Here is a 21,097-nt window from a genome sequence, read left to right on the forward strand (position 1 = left end):
TTGGCTTCCGAAGGACTCCGCGCCGCGAGGCCGCCATCTGTAGGCCTCGACCGGCTTCAGCAGCGCCCTTCACTGGGCTTCGGGAGCCCGATGGAGTATGAGCGAGTGGCCTTACCAGAGAAGTTGGTAGCGAGGTCCTACCGCGTACGTAAACCAATGCAGGCTCGATTCCCGCTCTGTGCCAAGACCCTCGGGCTGGAGATTTCAACCTATGCTCTCAAGCGCACTGTCGCTCACGTTAACGCTCCTATCCGCAACTCCGGCGACTGCCGCAGTGAGCGCGCCGGAGCCGCAGGTCCGGTCCGTCTTGATGCCTCCTGACGGAGGCGCCGTCGATGTGTTCGTCCGGGTGTTCGTCGAGCAGGACGCCTACACCACCACGGCTGTGGTCTTGCCGGCTTCGGTCAAGAATGTCGAAGCGGATGCTGACGCGCTGGTGAATCCAGATACAGGCAGGTGGGATGGAGACAGGAGCGGGAATCGTCTCCAGGTAGCTGCTCGCCGCCCGGTGGTGACGGGTCCCGGATTGGAAGTACGCATCACGCTGGTGGACGAGACCCGCGTCACCTTGCGCCTCGTCACGCGCCCCAACATCAGGGACGTTGTACTGAACATCCGGGAGCGCTCAGCCATCAACCCAGAGGAGAGTGCTCGACTGGCGCAAGAACGGCTGTTGCGCCCCCAGTCATTGGGAGAGCTCGTGTCCGACAAGACCCGGCTCATCGCCGAGCGAGGCTCCGAGGCGGTCATCAACCGGGCCATGGGCAATGGTTCCTCGTTCAAGCAGACCGATCGGCTCTCGATCTCTTTTGTCGAGGTCGTTCATGACGCGGGAATCTCGTATGCCACCTTGAGCATCACGAATCGCTCGGATTCCAACTGGCGGGTCGATCTGGAACGGATCAACCTGGTCGGCTCAGCAATCGGCAAGGTGCGGATCATCTCTCGCGCATCCGAGCGCGCCGTGATTCCCCCGGGAAAAAAGTCCCGCCTTGTCCTGGCCTATGAGACCCCTCCTTCTGATTCCGAGCTCCTGGCCACTGTAGACGAGCCCGGTTCGGACCTGCCCAACTTGCTGGTGACGGTGATTCCATGATCTCTCGGCTCGCCCACGTGGTTTTTGCGCTCGTCATGGCCACAGGCACGGAGGAGCATCGGAAGATCGACCCGCCACGGGCCCACGCCCGAGCAAGCACTGACTGTGTGTTGGACACAGCCAATTCCTGGGAGAACCAGAAGGGAAGAGTCATGAATGAATCGGTGAAACCCAAATCGCGCCGCCCCCATGGAAATGATGGGCCGTCGAAAGTCCTGGCAGCAATGACTGGAGCCTGCCTGATTGCTGGTTGTTCGGGCGTTCGCGTGCTCCCGGATGGGACGGCTGCGTGCTCTGCAGAGGCCATCGCCGAAACGAAGCGTGTGGGTATCCCTCCGCACTCCTATTTCTCCGTGGAGGTTCTGGGCTTGCCTGGAAGCGTCGGCGATGTGGCCCTCATCCAGGAGGGACCCATCGAGGTGCGTGTCACGGGCCCTGTCCACGCCTACGTTCCGTACGAGATCGCCAACTCCCCGCTCTGCACCGATCATCCACCGAATTGGGTCGTTCCACCTGAATGCAAGGGGAAGACGATCGTCACCGAGACAGCGCTGCTCTACGGTGAGGCCCGGTTCAAGGAGGAGCGCGTCCAGATCCGCCTTCACCAACTGCGAGATCTAGGCATGATCGGTCCATTCTGCGGTGTTATCGCGCAGCGGCGCTCGCTCTCGATGCTGGGCCTGGAGAAGAATCCACCCGAGGCCTTGAGAATGCTGGGCGTCAAGCAGCCGCCCCCTGGGACCGTGGCTGTCTGGTCCGCCGCCGAAGTGCTGATCGTTGAGGATGAATCACAGAAGCCAAGACTCTGAAAAGAAGGCGTGAGTCCAAGAGGAGCGGGTCTCGGCCGTCAAACAAACGGACGAGGCCCACGCCCGAAAGCTGCCAGGCGCCGGGAGAGCGTCGGAGGACGCGACGAGGAGGACTGGCGCGAGGATGATGACCCCTCCGCCAGAGAAGGCCACGGCGAAAGCTGTCCTTGGAGCACCCGGATGGCCTCACGGCCCAGGTTGGCTTCCGAAGGACTCCGCGCCGCGAGGCTGTCGTCCGTAGGCCTCGCCTGGCTTCAGCGGCGCCAGCCAGAGCAGGTCGATGGCTGACTTCCCGTCCGCCGCGAAGAGGGATACCTCGGGCCGCTGCGGGTCGAGCGCCGCGCCCAGGTGCGCCGTTCCAGGTGCCCCCGCGAGGAACGTGACGACCTGTCCGGGCTCGACGGTCAGGTCGGGCAGCTTCCACTGGCCAGGCACCCGGGTGAAGCCCGAGAGGTACATGCTCCCCACCGGCACCGACACGAATCCTCGGTTGTAGAGCTGCACCCAAAAGGCGCCCGAGTCATCCCGGCCTACCCGGTCGATAACGAGCTCCCCGCTCCCGAGCGACTCGATGCTGTGGATGTGCTCCAGCAGCCACTTGCGGCGCTCGCGCACGAAGCGGTGGAGGTGCTCGGGGCTGCGCGCGACGTGCTCGGGGCTGACGTACGGGTCCACCGTCTTGCCGTCCTCGCCAGGCATGATGAACGGGGCGAGCAGCTTGTGCATGGCATCCACGCGCGGGCCGATGTTCTCCTCGGTGAACCACGTGTCGAGCAGCTTGCGCAGCCGAGCCACGTACCGCGCCCGTAGTCCTGGATCGTCATAGATGCGCGTGGAGAGCGTGCTCCAGCCGGGTTTCATGTCCTGCATGTCTGGGAAGGTGCGGCGGAACTCGGCCAGCTCGTACACATGAGGATCGTAGGCCGTGAAGCTGAAGAGCGGATGCTTCTCCTTCACGCCCTGGATGACCGGGTTGGTGCGGTTGTAGAGCGACAGCGCGTTGTTGAGATCCCACGGCACATACGTCCACTTCCCTGTCTCGCGGTCGTAGATCAGATAGCTGCGCGAGTCGCCCTGCAGGTCGTTGTTGATGAACGTCTCCAACGCCAGCCACGTGAGATAGTCCTCCAGCTCCAGCCGCTCCTGGAGGAAGGCAGGGAAGCTGTGCGGCGGCGTGCGGTTGACGCCCTCGAGGAAGCTCCACAGCCGGTCCCACGGCTCCTTCTCGTTCGTCTTCTTGTCCCAGCGCTCCTGATACTGCTCCTGAGGCGGCTGGCGCATCTCGCAGTCGTGCATGCCGCAGCGGTAGAGGTCCCCGTCGTCATCGAAATCGTGGGCCTCGAGGAAGTCCTTGTTGATGGACTCCAGCTCGGTGAAGACGCCCTCGTATTTCGTGATGACGCTCCCGTCGTCCTGGATGAGGTGGAGCTTCACGTGGACATAGCGGGCCGTCGGCACGCGCAGGCCCACGCTCGCGGCCAGGTCGTACCAGAGCTTCTCGGTGAGGTAGCCGCCATCCTTCCACGTCGCCAGCAGCTCGAGGTTCTTCTTCCCCTCGAAGCGCTCCTCCTTCAGCTCGAAGCGCACGTCCCAAGACTTCTTCACGACGCGCGAATCCGTCTTCGTGGAACGTCCGCGGAAGCTCAGCACCGTCGGGTATGTACGACCCTCATGGGTGAAGCGACCCTCCACCTGGAACTTCTGGGAGGGAGGATCCGGGATGTGGTCATAGAGCGCCTGGTAGTCGCGCTGGGTCAGCGTCAGCTCATAGGTGGAGATGGACTTCTGCAGCGCTGGCCACTGGGGCTTCGCGGGCGAGGGTCTCGTGCCTGTCTGGCTGCCACCGTCAGGCATGCCTGCGTCCGGTGGTGTCCCAGCATCGGGCGAACCGGCGTCGGGAGTGCCCGCATCGGGGGAGCCCGCGTCTGGCGTGCCAGCATCGGGAGAAGTTCCGGCGTCGGGCCGCCCGGAGTCGATGACGTTCGTGGGATCCCTGCGAGCATCAGGCGGTGGCTCGCTCAAGCCACAAGCACCCAGCACGAAGAGAAGTCCGGTGAGCAACGCGATTCTCATGCTCCCCACCAGAGAGCAAGTGATGCGCCAAGACCGGCGTGCCATCCGCTGGAGGAAACCGGACAACCCGCGGGTGCCTCCAGGGAAACGGGCTACCCAGAGCGGGTGGACCGGAGGCCCTGGAGTGCACTCAGAGCGACGCCGAGGGGCGCGCCGTTTCTCCAGACGCCACGCGCATCCGCTGGGCGAGCGATTGGTAGTAGCGGTGCAGCGAGACGTTCAGCGGATCCACGCGGAGCGCCTCGGCGTAGCGCGCCAGTGCACCATCGAGCACGTTCTGGGCCTCCAGGAGGATGCCCTCGTCGAAGAGCAGACGCGCACGGGGCTCGGCCTCCGGGCGGGCGGCGAGGAAGGCCTGGCGCAGGCGCTCCACGGCGTTCAGCGGCACTCCGGCGGCGAGGCAACGGGCCACGCCGCGGAAGTTGCCCCGGGAGGCATCGAAGCGCGCACGCGCCATGGGCTCGCCGAGCGTCTTCCTCGCGACGTCCACCTTCCCCCGCAGGGCCGCGAGCGCCTGACGCTGTTCGGCCGGCAGGGGACGCTGCCAGAAGGGCTCCAGCCGGCGCTCGGCTTGGACCACGCGCCGCATCACCTCCGCGAAGTCCGCATGCGGGTGGGCGGCCAACAGGGTATAGGGGTCCTGGCTGCACGCGGCAGCGCGCGACAAGAGCTGGGCCAGCTCCGCATCCGGCTCGGGCTCCACGGGAGGCGGGGCCAGCGCCTGGGCGATCAGCCGGCGTACATCATCGGAGGGCCCGGAGAACTGGAGGATGTAGCCCTGGCGACCGCCCCAGGTGCGCGCCTCCTCCGTCGGCAGCAGGCGCACCACATCGCACGTGCAGGCGAGAACCCAGCCGTTGAGCGAGAGCTCCACCTCGAGGCGTGCCCCCAGCCGCGGCAGCGGCCCATCACAGGCGATGCGCAGCCCCTCCTGGCTCACGTCATTCACGAACACCGGCTGCAGTCCCCTGCCCTCGGGGTCCTCGACGCGCACGTGGAAGGACGGAGGTGCAAGGCAGCCGAAGGCGGGCCGCCGCATGGCCTCTTGCAGGGCCGAGCGGAAGGCTCGGGCGGTGGCGAAGCGCTCATCCGGACGCAGGGACATGGCCTGCATCAACACCGCGGACAGGGCCGGCGGCACACGCGCTTCGAGGATGTGCGGCGGCAACGGCTTCGCGGGCTTGTGGACCAGGAGCATCTCACCCATGCGCCCGCCGCCCCCGAAGGGCAGCCGCCCGGTGAGGAGCCGGTAGCCCAGCACCGCGAGCGCATACATGTCCGCGCGGCCATCCGGCTCGGCACGCACCCACAGCTCTGGCGCGAGGTAGCCCGGACTGCCCACCACCATCCCCGCGGAAAGTTCCTCCTCGGAGAAGCCCGCGACCAGGGTGGCGGACATGCCGAAGTCGAGCAGCTTCACGCGCCGCTCACCGTCGCGACCGGTGGTGAGGATGAGGTTCTCGGGCTTGAGATCACGGTGGACGGCCCCGCACGTATGCGCGACCTCCAGCGCCTCGAGCGCCTGCGAGAGGAGGAACACGACCTCCGCGGGAGGCAGCGGCAGCGGCAGGTGCGACAGGGCCGTGCCTTCAACGTACTCCATGAGGAGACAGTGGTGGCCGCTGGGCGCCTGGCGCACGTCGAGCACCCGGGCCACGCTCGGGTGGTGGATGTGCTGGGCGGTACGGGCCTCCGTGTAGAAGCGGCTGAGCACGGCTGGATTGCTGGCCAGGTGCGGGTGCAGCACCCTCACCGCGAAGTGCGCTCCGCTGGACGGATGCTCGGCGAAGTACACGGTACCGAGCGCCCCGGTGCCCAGCTTGCGCACGAGGACCAGGGGCCCGAAGCCCGTCCCGCACAGCTCCTCGCTGTCGCATGGAGGACTCTCCGGCCGGATGCACGGAACAGTCGTTGGATGATCATTGAAGCAATAGTTGCAAGCCATCGCCGCCCCCCTGCGGTGAAGCTTTGCAACCGCCATGCACCCTTGCTTCGTCACGAAACCAACGTGACAAGCGTCGGAAGTACCGTTGCGCGCCCGCAGAAAGGCGGAGTCGTCCGGTAATTCCTGCAAACGCAGCCCTGAAAGAACGAGGGCCCCTCTTCCCGCTCAAGAGAGAAGAACAAGGAGGGGGAGCATGAGGCCTGTCAGTTCGAGAGGTCCGGTAAGCCACACCGGGTCCGACCACAGGACAGAGCCTCAATGAAGGACTTTGGAGAGGTGGTCCAGTGCCGGCAAGCGGGAGGGGGGCGTGTGGTGCTCGTGGTCGTAGAAGCACTCAGGCCCGAGTTGCTCGATCAGCGCGCGCTCCCGAGCATTCCCCTGATCGGTGCCAGCCTCGGTGGGCAGCTCGTAGGGTTGGACGAGGACGAGTTCCTCACCGAGCGGCTTGCGGCAGTCCTCGGGCAGGGAAGCGAGACGTCCGCCGAACATGCGCACGAACGGAGGACCGAAGAAGTTGCGCCAGAACAGACCGGAGAGACCCGCGCTGTAGTTGCGGAGGGTGAAGGTCTCGGTGGAGCCGTGGCCGTCCTCGTTGGGGATCATACGCCGGGTCTTGCGCTCGACATCCTCGCCCAAGGAGGCCTGCGCTAGAGGGGAACTCACGAGGCGCATGATTTCAGCCACCTGCTCGACGTGCGCAGCACGCCAATCAGGCTTGGATGCCCATTTCGCGGAGGCCCGCCACAGGATGCTTCCGTTGTAACAATAGGGCCGGGAATCGTCGGTCGAGGGGAAGATGCAAATGAAATCACTGTCCGTCCGGGCGGCGATGCAGAGAGACTGATGTTCCTCGTAGGTGGCAATGAGCGCATCGTAGTCGATGCGGTCAGGGTCAAGCTGCTCCTCAAACGAGGGGACGTGCTCGTATCGCATGGGCACGAACCACCGGTACTTCTCGAAAACAAGCCGGAGAAACTCCCGGATCACCGCACTCGAAGGGCAGTCCGGCGGAAGGTCGATGTTCGACTTGAGGTAGCGGAAGCGCGGCATGAGTGGAGCTCAAGGGGAGTACTTCACGCTCGCCTTACCACCACTTTCCATCTTCTGGAGGATAGTGAGTAGCGGCTCGGTCAAATGTGTCTTCCCCGCTGGGTGCTTCGCGGAACGAACCCACAGCTCGATATGCCCGCCATGATCACGCACGTACTCGATCATGGCCTTGAGGTTCCCCGTGTAGGCCAGTTCCTGGCGTGCCTTCGCCTCGATGAACCGGTAGGGCTCGCCCCACACCAACTCACTGGGGTTGCCGCGCACGGAGTCCGGGATGAAGCCCACGGCCCCCCTGCCGGACGGAGGCATCATCACCGCCGTGTTCTTCACGAAGCCACCCGCCTTGAGAATGCCGTCCTCGAAGACGTTGCCCGCCTGCTTGTTGGCGAGGATGGAGCGGTAGAGCCGCTCCCACTCCGGGTCCACGGCGGTGGAGAAGCTCCGGTACTTGCGCGGGTGACGGAACTGGTAGTCCACCCAGCACTGAGCCATGTGCTGCGGAGTCCCGGGGAACAGCCGCGTGCCATCCGGCAGCGTGCGCATCCCCAGCACGGGCAACACCTCCCCGTGCCGTAGGGCATTGGCGGCCAGACGCAGGGGTTGCTCCAGCGTTCCCGCCATCCGATGGAGGAAGGCCAGCTCCGCATCCGTCAGCGCTCCGCCCCTGTCCGCGGCCCGCTGAAGGACGCGCTCGATTTCCTTCACGTCGTCGGGGCTCAGGTGGGAGGCAACGCGGGAAAGCGCCCGCACCTCGTCCAGACTCCTGCCGGTGACGAGCGCCACCCTTTGAAGTGCTTCCTCTCCGCCCCGCGTCAGCAGCTTGCCATTGGCGAGCGGCAGCAGCGCTCCCAAGAGATGGATGAAACGCTCGGGATTGCTGAGGGAATGTCCGGTGAGGCTGTAGCCAGAGATGGCCGCTGCCAGGTCCGACATCTCTCCAACGAGGGGCGTGAGCCCGACAGCCACTTCCGCCAGTAGCTCCTCGGGGGTGTACTCGTCTTCAGGCGGAGGCGTGTAGTCGAGGTGGGGCGGAGCTTTCTTGCCCAGCTCGATGGCGGTGGCCAGGGAAGAGCGGCTGGCCAGCAGGTAGAGGGCCACCTCCGAGGGACTGCGCCGCAAGAAGTCCGGATCCTGGGTATGGCTGTAGGCCCAGGCGAGCGTGGCGCGGACGAGCGCATCCAGGGACTTCTCGCGCAGCGGATGCTCGGTGAGGAGGTGGCCGGGGGCGATGCGCCGCAGGTGCGCGGCATGTGTCTCCATCAGACGCATGCCCCACTGCAGGTACTCCTCCAACTTCTCCTCCACCGCCTTCCAGCGTGCTTCCTCCTCCTCGGGGCTCATGGAGTTGGGGGAGGAGGCTCGCGGCACTGACAGCGGCTCCGGGCGTTCCCAGTCACCTCCAGCGAAACGCCCCGAACCGGAGGCCAGGGCCCACGAGGGTGCGCGCGCGACCCGCCCGGCTCCCGGCCCCGTGCAGGCCACCAGCAGGAGCAGCAGGACGCGCGCAACCTTCCACCCGGGTATGTACCGTGTCCCGCGCACGGCCGCGTCCTACAGGTACTTCTCGCGCTTGCGGGCCTTGAGGGCCTCCACCACCTTGCGCACGTCCTGGCTCTTGTCCTTGGGCACCACCAGCACCGCGTCGCCCGAGTCCACCACCACCATGTCGGTGAGGCCCACCACGGTCAGCGGACGCTTGTCGGCCAGCACCACGCAGCCCTTGCAGTCGACCACCACCGCCTCGGCACCCGAGATGACGTTGCCGTGCTCGTCCGCGGGGCGCACCTCGGGGATGGCCGCGAAGGAGCCGACGTCGCTCCAGCCGAAGTCTCCCGGCAGAACCGCGATGTTGCTGGCCTTCTCCATCACGCCGTAGTCGATGGAGATGGAGGGCAGCTTGGGGAACACGCGCTTGAGCACCGACGCGAAGGTGCGCTTGCCGGCCGCCTTGCGCAGCGCGTCCAGGCCCTTCTGCATCTCCGGCATGTGCTTCGCGAAGGCCTCCAGGATGACGTCCGCCCGGAAGACGAAGATGCCGGCGTTCCACAGGTACTCGCCCGACTCCACGTAGCGCCGGGCCGTCTCCGTGTCCGGCTTCTCACGGAAGGCCTTCACCCGGCGGCCCCCACCCTCGAGCCCCTCGCCTACCTGGATGTAGCCATAGCCCGTCTCCGGACGGTGGGGCTTGATGCCCAGCGTGACGAGGTGACCCTTCGCGGCCACCTGCGCCGCCTCGGCGATGGTCTTCTTGAAGCCGGCCACGTCCGCCACGTGGTGGTCCGAGGGCAGCACCACCAGAATGCCCTCCGGGTCCTTCGCGGCCACCTGCACCGCCGCCAGGGCGATGGCCGGCGCGGTATTGCGCGCCACCGGCTCCACCAGGAGGTTCTTCTTGGACAGTCCCTTCACCAGCCTGGCCGCCTGCTTCGCGTGCAGGGGACCGCAGACAATGAGGGTGTCCTTCACCGAGGCCAGGCCCTTGAGGCGGATGGCGGTATCGGTGATGAGCGGGTTCTTCGAGGCCAGCGGGAGGAACTGCTTGGGGCGCGCCTTGCGCGACAGGGGCCAGAAGCGGGTGCCGGAGCCACCGGCCATGATGACGGGATAGAGGGTCATGGGCGGCGCACCATAGCGCCTTGCCCGCCACTCGCCAGGGGCTCGCTCGCCCGGCTCCTCCACGAACACGGGCAGGAGTTTTGACCACGCACCGAAAAGCCAGTCTCATGCCGGGCGCGTTGGAGTCCAAGCACACATCGGCGGGTTTGACGCTCGCCCTCACCCTCGCGCTCGCCGTGGGGGTGTCGCTCGCCCCTCTGCCCGAGGCGTGGCGGCCTATTCCCAGCCTCGCCCAGGGGCCGGTGGTGCCGCAGCTCATCTCGCTCGTCACCACCTCCAGTGCCGCCGCCAAGCGCAAGTCCGTTGGCGTCGAGCCCGATGCGGAGCGGCTCGCGCCCGATGTGCCCGTCCTCCCCGAGGAGGAGGTGGAGACCGAGGTGGTCGAGGCCGAGACCTCCTCCGACGCCGGCACCCCGCTCCCGACGCCCACCATCGCCGCCTCCGAGGACACGCTGGGCCTCGCGAACCTGGGTCCCGCCACGCTCACCAAGGCCATGCGCATGGAGGCGCTGCGCGAGAAGATGGGCTCCAAGCACGTGGACCTCGACCCCGGCTGCCGGCGCATGGGCGCCTCCGGGTGCGAGGAGAACGGGCTCGAGCCCTTCTTCAAGGCCCTGCGGTCGCTGCGTGACGGCAGCCGCACCACGCCCGTGCGCGTAGAGCACCTGGGCGACTCGCTCATCGCCTCGGACCACATCAACGACGTGGTGCGCGAGCGGCTGCAGGAGCGCCACGGCTCGGGTGGCAAGGGCTTCCTCTACATCGACCGTCCCACCCGCTCCGGCCGCGGCGTGCGTGCTGGCCAGGCCTCCCCGGGCTGGGAGTTCATCCGCATCATCGATCGCGCGCCGCCCAAGGACCGGCTCCCCTTCACCGGCGTGGCCTTCACCGCGGGCGTCAAGGAGTCCCAGGACGTGCGCTTCGACATCGGCGACGCGCGCACGGCTGAGATCTTCTTCCTCGCTCAGCCGGGTGGCGGCTCCGTGCAGGTGCTCGCTGACGGCAAACAGTTGCAGCGCGTGCAGACGCGGTGGACTCCGGCTGAGGTGGCCAACGCCCGGGTGAAGCTGCCCGAGGGCACGAAGACGCTGACGCTCAAGACACGCGGCAAGATAGAGCTGCACGGCGTCTCGCTGGAGAACGGCAACCCGGGCGTGGTGTACGACACCCTCGGCCTGCCGGGCGCCTACGCGGGCGTGTTCCTGCGCACCCACCGGCCCTACTTCCGCGCGCAGATGCGCCAGCGCAAGCCCTCGCTGGTCGTGCTCATGTTCGGCGGCAACGAGGCCTTCCGCCTCTCGCGCGACTGGACGAAGCCGGAGGAGATCAAGCAGGAGGCCGAGCAGCTCGTGAAGCTGGTGCGCGAGTCCGTGCCGGATGCCGCGTGCCTCGTCTGGTCTCCCATCGACGCCGCCGTGCGCACCATGGGCGGCGACCTGGTGCCGCGCCGAGGCTCGCGCATGGTGGCGGACGTCTTCCGCGACGTGGCGAAGGAGGGCGGCTGCGCCTACTGGGACGCGCTCGAGGCCATGGGCGGCGAGGGCTCGTCCATCCGCTGGCTGTCCTCGGGCCTGCTCAACGAGGACCTCATCCACCCGCGCGCCAAGGGCTCGGACCTGCTGGGCCACCTCTTCGACCTGGCCATCCAGCGCGCCTATGCCGCGAGCAGCCCGCCGCGAGTGGCCGCTGAGCCCTCGGGCCTCCAGAACACCGAGAAGTCCCTCATCGCCACCTTCAAACGCCTGAGCAAGCTGGAGAAGGGCGAGGACGGGCGGCTGGGCATCCTGCAGATTGGTGCCTCGCACACGGCCTCGCACTACTTCACGGACGCGATGCGCAACGCGCTGGCGAAGCGCTTCGGTGACGCCGGGCGCGGCTTCATCTCCGCGGGCAAGCCGTCGGACCGGCTCAAGCCCGCGGGAGTCTCCCGCGAGCTGACGGGCGAGTGGACGGTAGAGGACGCACTGAGCGCAACCACGCCCGGACAGGCCTATGGCCTCGGTGGCGTCCGCGCGGTGGGAGCCCCCGGGGCCTCGCTGCGCATCCGCTTCTGCGAGGGCTGCACCGCCGCCACCACGCCTCCTGCTCGGCTCTCCCTGTATTGGCTGGACGGCCCTGGCAGCGGACAGCTGGAGGTGAAGGTGGACGGCAGCGCCATGCCTCCCGAGCCGGCGCCGCCCGAGCCCTTCACCGCGCCCACGGTGCGCGTCCGCTCCTTCCCCGTCACCGGCCCCGCCCACGACATCGAGGTCATCAACCAGGGCGGTGGTCCCCTCACCGTGCTGGGCGCGGCGCTGGACCTGGAGCAGAAGGGCATCGCCTACGACGCGGTCGGGCTACCGGGCTCCACCGCCTCCACGCTGGCCAGCATGGAGCCGCAGGCCCGGTCCGCGCAGCTCTCCTCGCGCAAGCCGCAGTTGCTCGTCTTCTGGTACGGCACCAACGAGAGCGGCCAGGCGGACCTGGACGCGGAGAAGCTGCGCACCGAGTACGGCACCCTCATCTCCCAGCTCCGCAAGGACGCAGGCGGCGCCGAGTGCCTCGTCATCGGAACCACCGACCGGCTGCAGCAGCGCGCGGATGGCGGCTGGGAGGAGGCTCCCGCGCTCGCCCGCGTGGTGACGGCGCTGCCCGAGGTGGCTCGGGCGCAGGGGTGCGCGTACTGGTCCCCGCGAGCGGCCATGGGCGGAGACCTGAGCATGCTGCGCTGGCAGCGCGACGGGCTGGGCCACACCGACGGCATCCACCTGACGCCCGAGGGCTACGAGAAGCTCGCGGGCACGTTCCTCTCCGACCTGCTCGCGGCCTACGAGACCTTCAAGGCCCAGCCGCCAGCACTCGCCACGGAGGGCGGCTGACGTGTATTTCCACAGCCTCCAGTTCCTCTTCTTCCTCACCGTCACCTTCGCCCTCTACTGGGCGGTGCACCGCCACAAGTGGCCGCGGCTGGGCGTGCTGATGGTGGCCAGCGTCCTCTTCTATTCGATGTGGACGCCGCTGCCGCTGGTGCTCTTCTTCGGCGCCACGGGCATCAACCACCTGTGCATCAAGGGCATCCGTCGCTCGCAATCGACGGGCGTGCGCAAGGCCCTGCTGACGGTGTCCGTCGTCAGCACGCTCGGAGTGCTCTGCACCTTCAAGTACGCGGACATGTTCCGCGAGACGGCGGTGGCACTGCTCGGCCCGCTGGGCATCCACGTGCGCACCCAGCCCTTCGGGTTGCTCCTGCCGGTGGGCCTGTCCTTCTTCACCTTCCAGGCCATCAGCTACGTGGTGGACAGCTACCGGGGGGAGATCAAGAAGGAGCACACGTTCTTCGAGCACCTGCTCTACCTGCTCTTCTTCCCGCACCTGGTGGCGGGCCCCATCGTGCGCGCCTCTCACCTCATCGAGCGCTTCGATGACACGCCCTCGCTGACGGCCGACGAGGGAGGCCGCGGCCTGTACCGCATCGCGGTGGGCCTGGCCAAGAAGCTCATCATCGCGGACGTGCTGGGCTCGGGCCTCGTGGACCCCGTCTTCGCCTCGCCGGAGGCGTACACCTCGGCCGAGTGCTTCGTGGCGGCGGTGGCCTATAGCTTCGAGCTCTACTTCGACTTCTCGGCGTACTCGGACATCGCCATCGGCACGGCGGCGCTCTTCGGCTTCAAGTTCTCGGAGAACTTCAACCGCCCCTATCTGGCGACGAACCTCTTCGACTTCTGGGCCCGCTGGCACATCAGCCTGTCCAACTGGCTGCGCGACTACCTCTACCGGCCGATGGGCGGCAACCGCGTCTCCAAGCCCCGGGCGCTGCTCAACCTGATGATCACCATGGGGTTGGGCGGCCTGTGGCACGGAGCGGACTGGCGCTTCGCCATCTGGGGCCTCGCACACGGAGCCATGGAGTGCGTCATCCGCGTGTGGTGGTGGGTGACGGGCAAGCCGCCGAAGGAAGGCAAGATGGCCGTGGTGCGCGCGGGGCTCGGCTGGGTGGCCACGTTCACCGTGGTGGTGCTCACGCGCATCGTCTTCCGCTCACCGAGTCTGGCGCACGCGGGAGAGATGTACCTGCGCCTGTTCGAGGGCAGCCTGGGACTGGCGAACGTGAGCACCCTCGTGTGGACGATGCTGGCGGTGGCGGCAATCAGCCACGTGACGCCGCTGAGCCTCTTCCACAAGGCGGGAGACCTGTTCGTGCGGATGCCAGTGCCGGTACGAGCGGTGGTCCTGGTGCTGGTGGGCCTCGGCGTGCGTCACCTGACGTCGGTCGAGACGCGCCCGTACGTCTACTTCCAGTTCTGAGCTACGCCGCCCAGCGGCGCACGATGCGGTCCGTGGCCTCGGCCTGGGCCGCATCCTGAAGCAGCTCCAAGCCGACGCCCCGAGCCCCGAGCCGAACCCGCCCGCTGCCCGTGGCCGGCGCCGAGCGCACCTCGTCCGCGTGCCACAGCTCGCCCCCGCTGGCGAGCACGGCCTGCCGCATGCGCACGTCGAACTCCGTCTCGGACAACAGCCGCATGTGCTCCACGAGCAGTTCCATCGTCACGTCCGCCTCGGGCTTCCGGGTGCCCGGGGCGGTGAGCACACGGAAGACCTCGGCCTGGCGCTCGGACGGGAGGAAGGCGACGTAGCCGGGCCGGAGCACCGCCACACCGGGCTCGGGGCGCTGTCCGGACCGCGGGGTCTCCGGGGCACGCAAGGCCGGGAGCACTGACACCTCGTGCACCCGCGGCGAGCCATCCACGGCGCCAGCGAAGGGCGACTGGCGGTGCAAGTCGAGTAGCGAGGAGAGCAGGCCCGCATGGCCCGCGTGGCGCACGGTGAGAGTACGGTCGCCCTCGACGCGGACCTCGCCCCAGGCGGGCAGCGCGGAGATGCCCTTGGCGCCGATGGAGGCCAGCGACACCTGCACCGGCTCGCCGAAGCGCGGCTGCCACATCAACCGCTTCGAGGTGAGCCAGAACCGTCCCGTGCACCGCAGGTAGTAGTAGAGGCCGAGCGCCCCGCCCGCCAGGAGCATGGGCGCGGGCCTGCCGAACCGCTCCAGTCCATAGCGGTTGGTGATGGCCAGCAGCGCGAAGACCCACGTGCCGGGCCAGGAGAGCAGGTTTCGCAAGCCCTGCCGGCCCTCGAGCAGCACCGGCTCATCGGTGCCGGGCGGCTGCGGCAGAGGCTCGCTCAACAGCGTCTCCAGGCGGCCGAGCACGTCGGCCAGGGACGCCCCACCCTGCCGGGTGAAGTGGGAGAGCCGCTTGCGCGCGAGCACCTCCAGCCGCTCGCGCCGCGGCAGCAGACCCTGGTCACGGGCCTCGTCGTGGGTCAGCAGCGCACGCAGAGGCGTCTCCAACCGCAGGGCCTCGCGCAGCCAGTCCGGTTGCGCGCGCATCAGGCGCTTCCAGCGCGGCGAGCGCATCACCCGCAGCAGCCCGGTGTAGCAGGCGACGCCCTGAGCCACGACCTCCGAGGCCTGACGTGCGTCTGACTCAGGCCCGTTCCCCGGGGGTGAGCCGGTACCCGAGTGGGAGACGACGGGGGTGAAGGCCTGGAGCATGCCGTGAGTCCTCTCGACGGTTCCCCCTCCAAACTGCCTGGACCCGGGGTTTCAATCCAAGTCACAAATCCCTGGCAACGCCACGGCGCCTGGGGGGCGAACAGCCGAGCATAACGTCCCCTGCTGTCTCCCCGCCAACCCGAGCCGGGGCCCGCTGGGCGCTGCGCTCCACGACCTCATGACGCATTGCACCAAGGCGATGGGGCCTGATTGAAGCAGGCTGCCCTCAGCCCATGCGCCGCCGCATGCCCCCGTCAGTGGACGGCTCGTATTGGAGGAGCGGCGGCACGAGCGGCAGGCGGAGCGTGAAGCAGGTGCCCTTCCCCGGCTCGCTCTCCACCTCGATGTGGCCGCCGTGCGACTTCACGATGCCGTGCACCACCGACAGCCCCAGCCCCGTGCCCTCTCCAGATGGCTTGGTGGTGAAGAAGGGCTCGAAGAGGTGGCGCTTCGTCTCCTCGGACATGCCCGTGCCGGTGTCGCGCACCTCCACGCGAATGGCGTCAGCGTCGCGGCGCGTGCTGATGCGCACCAGTCCACCAGACGCAGTGGCCTGCCCCGCATTCACCAGCAGGTTCACCAACACCTGGACGAGCTGCCGCGGGCGGCCCACCGAGTGGCCCACCCCGCCCAGCTCCTTCTCCACCCGCACATGGCTCAGCTGACCGTGCGCGATGCGCAGCGCCGTCTCCACTTCGGCATCGAGCTCGTATGAGGTATGGGCCTCGGGGTCCCCGCGTGCGAAGCGGCGCAGGTCTCCGACGATGGTGTTCACCCGCTTGATGCCATCCAGCGTCGCCGGGAGCACGTCGTCCACGTACTCCTTCATCACCTCGGGCAGGTTCGGGTCGTCGCGGAGGTCCCGGAGCATCGCGTTGACGTTGCTCGTCACGAAGCTCATCGGGTTGTTGATCTCATGCGCCACCCCCGCCGCCAGCATGCCCAGGCTGGAGAGCCGCTCCTGCTCGAGCGCCCGCTGGTGCAGCTGCTGCAATTCCTGGTGCGCGGCCTCCAGCTCCCGGTGAGCCTTCTCCAGCTCCTCGCGCTGCCGCAGCACCTGCCCCAGCACCCCACGCAGCGTGGAGATCCGCTTCTCCGACACCAGGAAGCCGCAGACCCCGAGCAGAATGAACGCCAGGGCCGTGCTCGGCACGGCTCCCGTCAGCAGCGAGGCCACGGCCACCACTCCCAGGTACAAGGCCGTGCGGAGGCGGACCCACCGGTCCATCCCGGTGAACAGGAGCAGGCTGTAGGGCACGAAGACCCATGCCAGCGGATGCCAGTGCGTCGCCGTCCCGCCCACCACGCTCCCCACCAGATTGGCGAGCAGCCGCACCGTCTCCGCCACGGCCCAGCCGCGCCGCCGGGCCACCCACTCGACGAGCCGCACGTTGACGAAGGCGAGCACCGCCCATACGCCCGCCAACACGAGCAGCACGGACCACTGGCCCCAGAACCAGGTGAACAACGCCGCGTTGAACAGAATGGGGCCCAGGCCCGCGACGAGCTGGAGGCCCCGGTGGAGCTGCTCCGGATCCGCGTCCAGCAGGGCCTGCTCTGCGTGAGGCTCCATGGCTGGGGGCTGCGGTCCGCTCAAGGTCCCGAGGTCACAGGGCCCTGCCCACCCAGCAGGGCGCGAACATCGGCCACCAGGCGATCATCGTCCCAGGGCTTGCTGATGAAGTGGGAGATGACCCCCGACTGTGAGCCACCCGACAGGTCCGCGTGACCGGAGATGAGGATTCGCGCGGCCCGAGGCGCGATGCGCAACACCTGCGAGAGCAACTCCAGGCCGTTCATCCCTCGCATGCGGAAGTCGGAGATGACGACGTCCGCCTCGAAGGTGGCCAGCTTCTCGATGGCCTCCTGGCCATTGAGCGCCACCTCGATGGAGAACCCCTCGCGCCTCAACAACCGGCGCAGGGCTCCGACCACATGCACTTCATCATCAACGATGAGAATCCTGGCCATGGGGGCTCCGAGCCACACCAGCACGTGGACCCACGCTACACCAGCCGCTGGGATTGCTCGTGCCGGGACACTGCTTGGACAGGACTGCGGACGCTCGAACGACGGCCTGCCGCACGAGCGGCCAGCCGGGTGCATTCACAGAGAACCAAGGCACAGCAGTGGGCTTGAGAAGGGCAGGCATGGGACAGCGGAAATAAAGACAGGGAAATCCTGACGTCAGGAACTCCACCGGGTCTCATTGATTCCTGGCCCGGCCCTGAAAGTCGGAGACTCCTGAAAGAATAACAGAGACCGACCCGCGCGGCGCGCGCTCAGCGTGATTTTGGAGCCGAGAGCTCAGACAGCCGAGTAGTCAACCGCAGAAGGTCGCGGAGGATGCGACCGGTCGCTCCCCAGATGACGTGGGTGCCGTAGGTATAGAAGTCCACTTCGTACTCCACACCACGCACATGGCGGCGCTCGGTGCGACGGATGGCCGGGTCCAACAGGGCTTCCAGCGGCACCTCGAGGATGAACTCCACCTCGATCGGGTTGGGCCGGTACTCCAGGCCATGGGGAATGACACCCACGAAGGGCTGGATGCGGAACTCGGTGAGGGTGGGCACCTCGTCCAGAGCGCCGAGCACCCGCACGCCGGAGACGTCGATGCCCAGCTCCTCGCGCGTCTCGCGCAGCGCGGTGTGCATGGGGGTGGCGTCCTCAGCGTCTCGCGAGCCGCCGGGGAAGGAGTACTGGCCGGCATGCTGGCGTAACGTTGTAGGACGCTTGGTGAAAAGGACGTGAGGGGTACCTTCGCGCACCAGGAGGGGCACCAGCACCGCGGCCTCGCGCAGCACGAAGCCGGGCAGTTGGACGGCCCGCGGCTGCCGGGTGGCCAGGTGAGTCTCCAGGGCGTCGAAGAGTGCGTCCACGGCTAGTCCGTTCCCTGCCTCGGCACGGGGACCTGCAGAGGCTTGTTGGCGGTGTCCACGTTCTCCACCCCGGACAGCGGGCGGAGGATGCCCAGGTTGAGCAGCACCAGCAGCGCCACGCCCAGCACCACCCGGTAGACGATGAAGATGAGGGTGGAGTGCTTGCGCAGGTAGCTCAACAACCAGGCGATGGCGGCCCATCCCGAGGCGAAGGCCACCAGCGTGCCCGTCACCAGGGCCGCCGTCGAGGGACGCTCGGTGGCCTCCAGCAGGTGCTTGAGCTCGAAGATGCCCGCCAGCGAGGTGGCGGGGATGGAGAGCAGGAAGGAGTAACGCGCCGCGTCCTCGCGCCGCAGCCCCAGCGACAGGGCACCGGTGATGGTGGTGCCCGAGCGAGAGGAGCCGGGAATGAGGGCCAGCGCCTGCCACAGTCCGACGATGAGGCCGTCGCGCCAGCGCATGTCGTCCAGGGTGCGCTTGTGGGAGGCGAGGCGCTCCACGATGAAGAGGATGAGGGCCAGGACGATGAGGCTACCGGAGATGACGTAGAGCGAGCGCAGCGAGCCCTCGATGCTCTTCTTGAAGGCCAGCCCGCAGATGCCGATGGGCAGGGTGCCGATGAGGACGAACCAGGCCAGACGCGAGTCGGTGGTGCCGAAGGGCTGGCGCCGCACGAGTCCCTGGAAGAAGGCCCGGGTGAGGGTGACGAGATCCTTGCGGAAGTAGATGAGGACAGCCGCCACGGTGCCGAGCTGAATGACGGCGGAGTAGGCGGCGCCCGGATCAGGCCAGCCGAAGAGCTCCGGGACGATGCGCAGGTGCGCGGTGGAGCTGATGGGGAGGAACTCGGTCAGCCCCTGAACCAGCCCGAGGACGATGGCTTGAAGAAGACTCATACGTGGGGAAGCGGATGTATGCGCTACCCTGCGGGGCAGCAAGGGCCTTCGCATGGCCCTGTCGTCCGGGAACGTCCATGCCCCCTGCCCCACCCTGTCCCTGCACCTCCGGCCTGCGCTACCGCGAGTGTTGTGCCCGCTACCACCGAGGCGAGGCGGAGGCGCCGGACGCCGAGGCCCTGATGCGCTCGCGCTACAGCGCCTTCGCGCTGCGCGAGGTGGAGTACCTGTGGCGCACGCTGCACCCGGAGCACCCGGACCGAGCGAGGCCCAAGGAAGAAGTGCTGCGCGAGCTGCGAGCGGTGGCGAGCGCGCACAAGTACCCGCGGTTGCACGTGTTGGACCGCCAGCCGCCGGACGAGACGGGAAAGGCGGTGGTGCTCTTCTACGCGCGCATCTTCGAGAAGGGAAAGGACCGCTCGTTCGTGGAGCGGTCGGAGTTCCGTCACGACGGGACGGGCTGGCGCTACCTGTCGGGAGACGGGCTGGCGGCGAGCGAGTGCCCCCAACCGCCGGAGAAACTCACTCTGGCCACCTTCCCCTCCAATTTCCCCTCTCCCCCCGGGAGAGGGACGGGGTGAGGGTATCGAGGGCCCCGGGTTCTCCCCGTGCCACTCCCGTGCCCCACTCCCCTACTCCACGGGAATTCTGAGGGCGCGCAGCAACCGATTCTCCCCCACCTGGATGCGCAGCAGCAGCACGGACCCGGGCTTCTGAGCGCGGACCACCTGGGCGAACTCACGCGGGTTGCGCACCTGCTTGCCACCGGCCTCGACGACGACCATGCCAGGCTGGAGGCCAGCGCGGTCCGCGGGCGAGCCGGGGTCCACGGCGATGATCATCGCGCCCTGCTGGACGCCCGGGGCCATGCGAGGATCCACCTCCTGGAGACGCAGGCCCACCTTGTGGCCAGTGTCCTCCTCCTCGCGGCCCTGCTCCGGGCTGGTGGCGACCCCCTCGAGATCCGGGCGCTCGCCGAGCTTCACCTGAACCTCCCGCGACTTACCGTCGCGGTAGACGGTGAGCTTCACGGTCTCACCGGGCGGGCGGAAGCCGATGTCACGGGTGAGACCACGCGAGGACTCGACGGGCGCGCCGTTGATGGCAGTGATGACGTCATCCTGCTTGAGCCCCGCCTTGGCGGACGGGCTGTCCGACTGCACGCCCGTGACGATGGCGCCCTTGCGCGCATCGACCTTGAGCGCCTGGGCGAGCTCGGACGTCAGGTCCTGCACCGACACGCCCAGCCAGCCGCGGCGGATCTTCCCCTTCTCCAACTGCGGCAGCAGCGCCTTGGCCATGTTGGAAGGCACGGCGAAGCCAATGCCCGTGCCGCCGCCGACAATGGCGGTGTTGATGCCGATGACCTCGCCCCGCATGTTGAAGAGGGGGCCACCCGAGTTGCCCGGGTTGATGGCGGCGTCCGTCTGCAGGAAGTTGTCGTAGGGACCGGCCTGGATGTCGCGCGCACGGGCCGAGAGGATGCCGGCGCTGACGCTGGAGGTGAGGCCGAACGGGTTGCCGATGGCCACCACCCCGTCTCCCACGCGGATATCGTCCGAGTTGCCGAGTCGGGCCACGGGCAGATCCTTCACGTTGCCCTGGAGCTTGAGGAGGGCCAGGTCGGTGAGCGGATCCCTCCCGAGCACCTTGGCATCGAACTCGCGGCCATCGGTGAGTCGGATGCGAATATCGATGGCGTTCTCCACCACGTGGTTGTTGGTGAGGACGAGCCCGTTGGGGTCGATGATGAAGCCCGAGCCCTCGCCCTGCTGGATGCGCTCCTCGGGGATGGCACCGGGAGGAAGGCCGGGGCCGCCGAAGAAGCGCTCGAAGAGATCGCCCGGCAGGCCCTCCATGGAAGGGGCGCGGGCCTGAATCTGTACGTTGACGACCGAGTCATTGACGGCCTCGACCAGGTCCGCGATGGACTCCGCCGGTCCTGAACCCCCCACCGCGGCCTGCGGCTGTGGGGCCGGCTGTGGCTTTTGCGTCGGCTCCGCCTGACCCGTGCCCCCAGTGCCCCGTTCCGGTGAAGGAGGGGCTTCTCGCTGCTCGGAAGGAGCCGGTTTCGCCGGCTCCCGGTTGCGAGCTTCACACCCGGTGGTGAGCGCCAACATGAGGGCATTGAACAGGATGAGTTGCTGCCAGAAAGCCGAGCGGGCGTGCTTCATCGAGGGACATCCTCCCTAGGTGG

Annotated in this window: 16 protein-coding genes; 5 read left to right on the forward strand and 11 right to left on the reverse strand. The window is 67.8% G+C overall.

Translation table 11 applies throughout. The features are described 5' to 3' along the window. Window positions 1–211 precede the first annotated feature (211 nt). Entirely contained in the window at window positions 212–1,096 is an 885-nt protein-coding gene (locus OV287_RS46875) for a DUF2381 family protein (protein WP_267540577.1), read from the forward strand. Beyond that, on the forward strand, window positions 1,093–1,905 hold the full coding sequence (locus OV287_RS46880) for a hypothetical protein (RefSeq protein WP_267540578.1): 813 nt from the start codon (window positions 1,093–1,095) through the stop codon (window positions 1,903–1,905). The genes OV287_RS46875 and OV287_RS46880 overlap by 4 nt, the downstream gene beginning before the upstream one ends. A 186-nt stretch (window positions 1,906–2,091) precedes the next feature. On the opposite strand, the gene OV287_RS46885 is transcribed toward OV287_RS46880, so the two are convergent. The 5 genes from OV287_RS46885 to OV287_RS46905 all read right to left on the reverse strand — a co-directional run bounded on the left by OV287_RS46885 (window position 2,092) and on the right by OV287_RS46905 (window position 9,589). Then, complete coding sequence (locus OV287_RS46885; RefSeq protein ID WP_267540579.1) at window positions 2,092–3,978, reverse strand: CotH kinase family protein; 1,887 nt, start codon at window positions 3,976–3,978, stop codon at window positions 2,092–2,094. Window positions 3,979–4,108: 130 nt separating this feature from the next. Continuing rightward, window positions 4,109–5,923, reverse strand: a complete 1,815-nt coding sequence (locus OV287_RS46890; RefSeq protein ID WP_267540580.1) for a serine/threonine-protein kinase — start codon at window positions 5,921–5,923, stop codon at window positions 4,109–4,111. A 255-nt stretch (window positions 5,924–6,178) separates the two neighbouring features. Further along, on the reverse strand, window positions 6,179–6,973 hold the full coding sequence (locus OV287_RS46895; RefSeq protein WP_267540581.1) for a hypothetical protein: 795 nt from the start codon (window positions 6,971–6,973) through the stop codon (window positions 6,179–6,181). A gap of 9 nt (window positions 6,974–6,982) precedes the next feature. Next, complete coding sequence (locus OV287_RS46900) at window positions 6,983–8,515, reverse strand: pre-toxin TG domain-containing protein (RefSeq protein ID WP_267540582.1); 1,533 nt, start codon at window positions 8,513–8,515, stop codon at window positions 6,983–6,985. 9 nt (window positions 8,516–8,524) lie between these two features. Continuing rightward, window positions 8,525–9,589, reverse strand: coding sequence for a mannose-1-phosphate guanylyltransferase (locus OV287_RS46905; protein WP_267540583.1), 1,065 nt, complete (start codon window positions 9,587–9,589; stop codon window positions 8,525–8,527). 107 nt (window positions 9,590–9,696) lie between these two features. Here OV287_RS46905 and OV287_RS46910 point away from each other — a divergent pair, with 107 nt between their 5' ends. Beyond that, window positions 9,697–12,447, forward strand: a complete 2,751-nt coding sequence (locus OV287_RS46910; protein WP_267540584.1) for a GDSL-type esterase/lipase family protein — start codon at window positions 9,697–9,699, stop codon at window positions 12,445–12,447. A 1-nt stretch (window position 12,448) separates the two neighbouring features. Further along, the gene (locus tag OV287_RS46915; RefSeq protein ID WP_267540585.1) at window positions 12,449–13,873 is read left to right on the forward strand and encodes an MBOAT family O-acyltransferase; all 1,425 of its coding nucleotides are present in this window, start codon (window positions 12,449–12,451) and stop codon (window positions 13,871–13,873) included. 1 nt (window position 13,874) lies between these two features. Here OV287_RS46915 and OV287_RS46920 read toward each other — a convergent pair whose 3' ends face one another. The 5 genes from OV287_RS46920 to OV287_RS46940 all read right to left on the reverse strand — a co-directional run bounded on the left by OV287_RS46920 (window position 13,875) and on the right by OV287_RS46940 (window position 18,900). Further along, entirely contained in the window at window positions 13,875–15,122 is a 1,248-nt protein-coding gene (locus OV287_RS46920; RefSeq protein WP_267540586.1) for a hypothetical protein, read from the reverse strand. A gap of 226 nt (window positions 15,123–15,348) precedes the next feature. Then, entirely contained in the window at window positions 15,349–16,695 is a 1,347-nt protein-coding gene (locus tag OV287_RS46925; RefSeq protein WP_267540587.1) for a sensor histidine kinase, read from the reverse strand. A 20-nt stretch (window positions 16,696–16,715) separates the two neighbouring features. Continuing rightward, window positions 16,716–17,093, reverse strand: a complete 378-nt coding sequence (locus OV287_RS46930) for a response regulator (protein WP_267540588.1) — start codon at window positions 17,091–17,093, stop codon at window positions 16,716–16,718. A gap of 311 nt (window positions 17,094–17,404) precedes the next feature. Further along, the gene (locus OV287_RS46935; RefSeq protein WP_267540589.1) at window positions 17,405–18,004 is read right to left on the reverse strand and encodes a CoA pyrophosphatase; all 600 of its coding nucleotides are present in this window, start codon (window positions 18,002–18,004) and stop codon (window positions 17,405–17,407) included. Between the two features lie 2 nt (window positions 18,005–18,006). Further along, on the reverse strand, window positions 18,007–18,900 hold the full coding sequence (locus OV287_RS46940; RefSeq protein ID WP_267540590.1) for an undecaprenyl-diphosphate phosphatase: 894 nt from the start codon (window positions 18,898–18,900) through the stop codon (window positions 18,007–18,009). A gap of 77 nt (window positions 18,901–18,977) precedes the next feature. On the opposite strand from OV287_RS46940, the gene OV287_RS46945 reads away from it, so the two are divergent. Then, a complete protein-coding gene (locus tag OV287_RS46945; RefSeq protein WP_267540591.1) occupies window positions 18,978–19,481 on the forward strand; it encodes a YchJ family protein in 504 nt (167 codons plus the stop codon). A 51-nt stretch (window positions 19,482–19,532) separates the two neighbouring features. On the opposite strand, the gene OV287_RS46950 is transcribed toward OV287_RS46945, so the two are convergent. Beyond that, window positions 19,533–21,074: a Do family serine endopeptidase gene (locus OV287_RS46950; RefSeq protein ID WP_267540592.1), complete on the reverse strand. Its 1,542-nt coding sequence runs from the start codon at window positions 21,072–21,074 to the stop codon at window positions 19,533–19,535. Between the last annotated feature and the right edge of the window lie 23 nt (window positions 21,075–21,097).

This window comes from Archangium lansingense, assembly GCF_026626635.1.
Lineage (GTDB): Bacteria > Myxococcota > Myxococcia > Myxococcales > Myxococcaceae > Archangium > Archangium lansingense.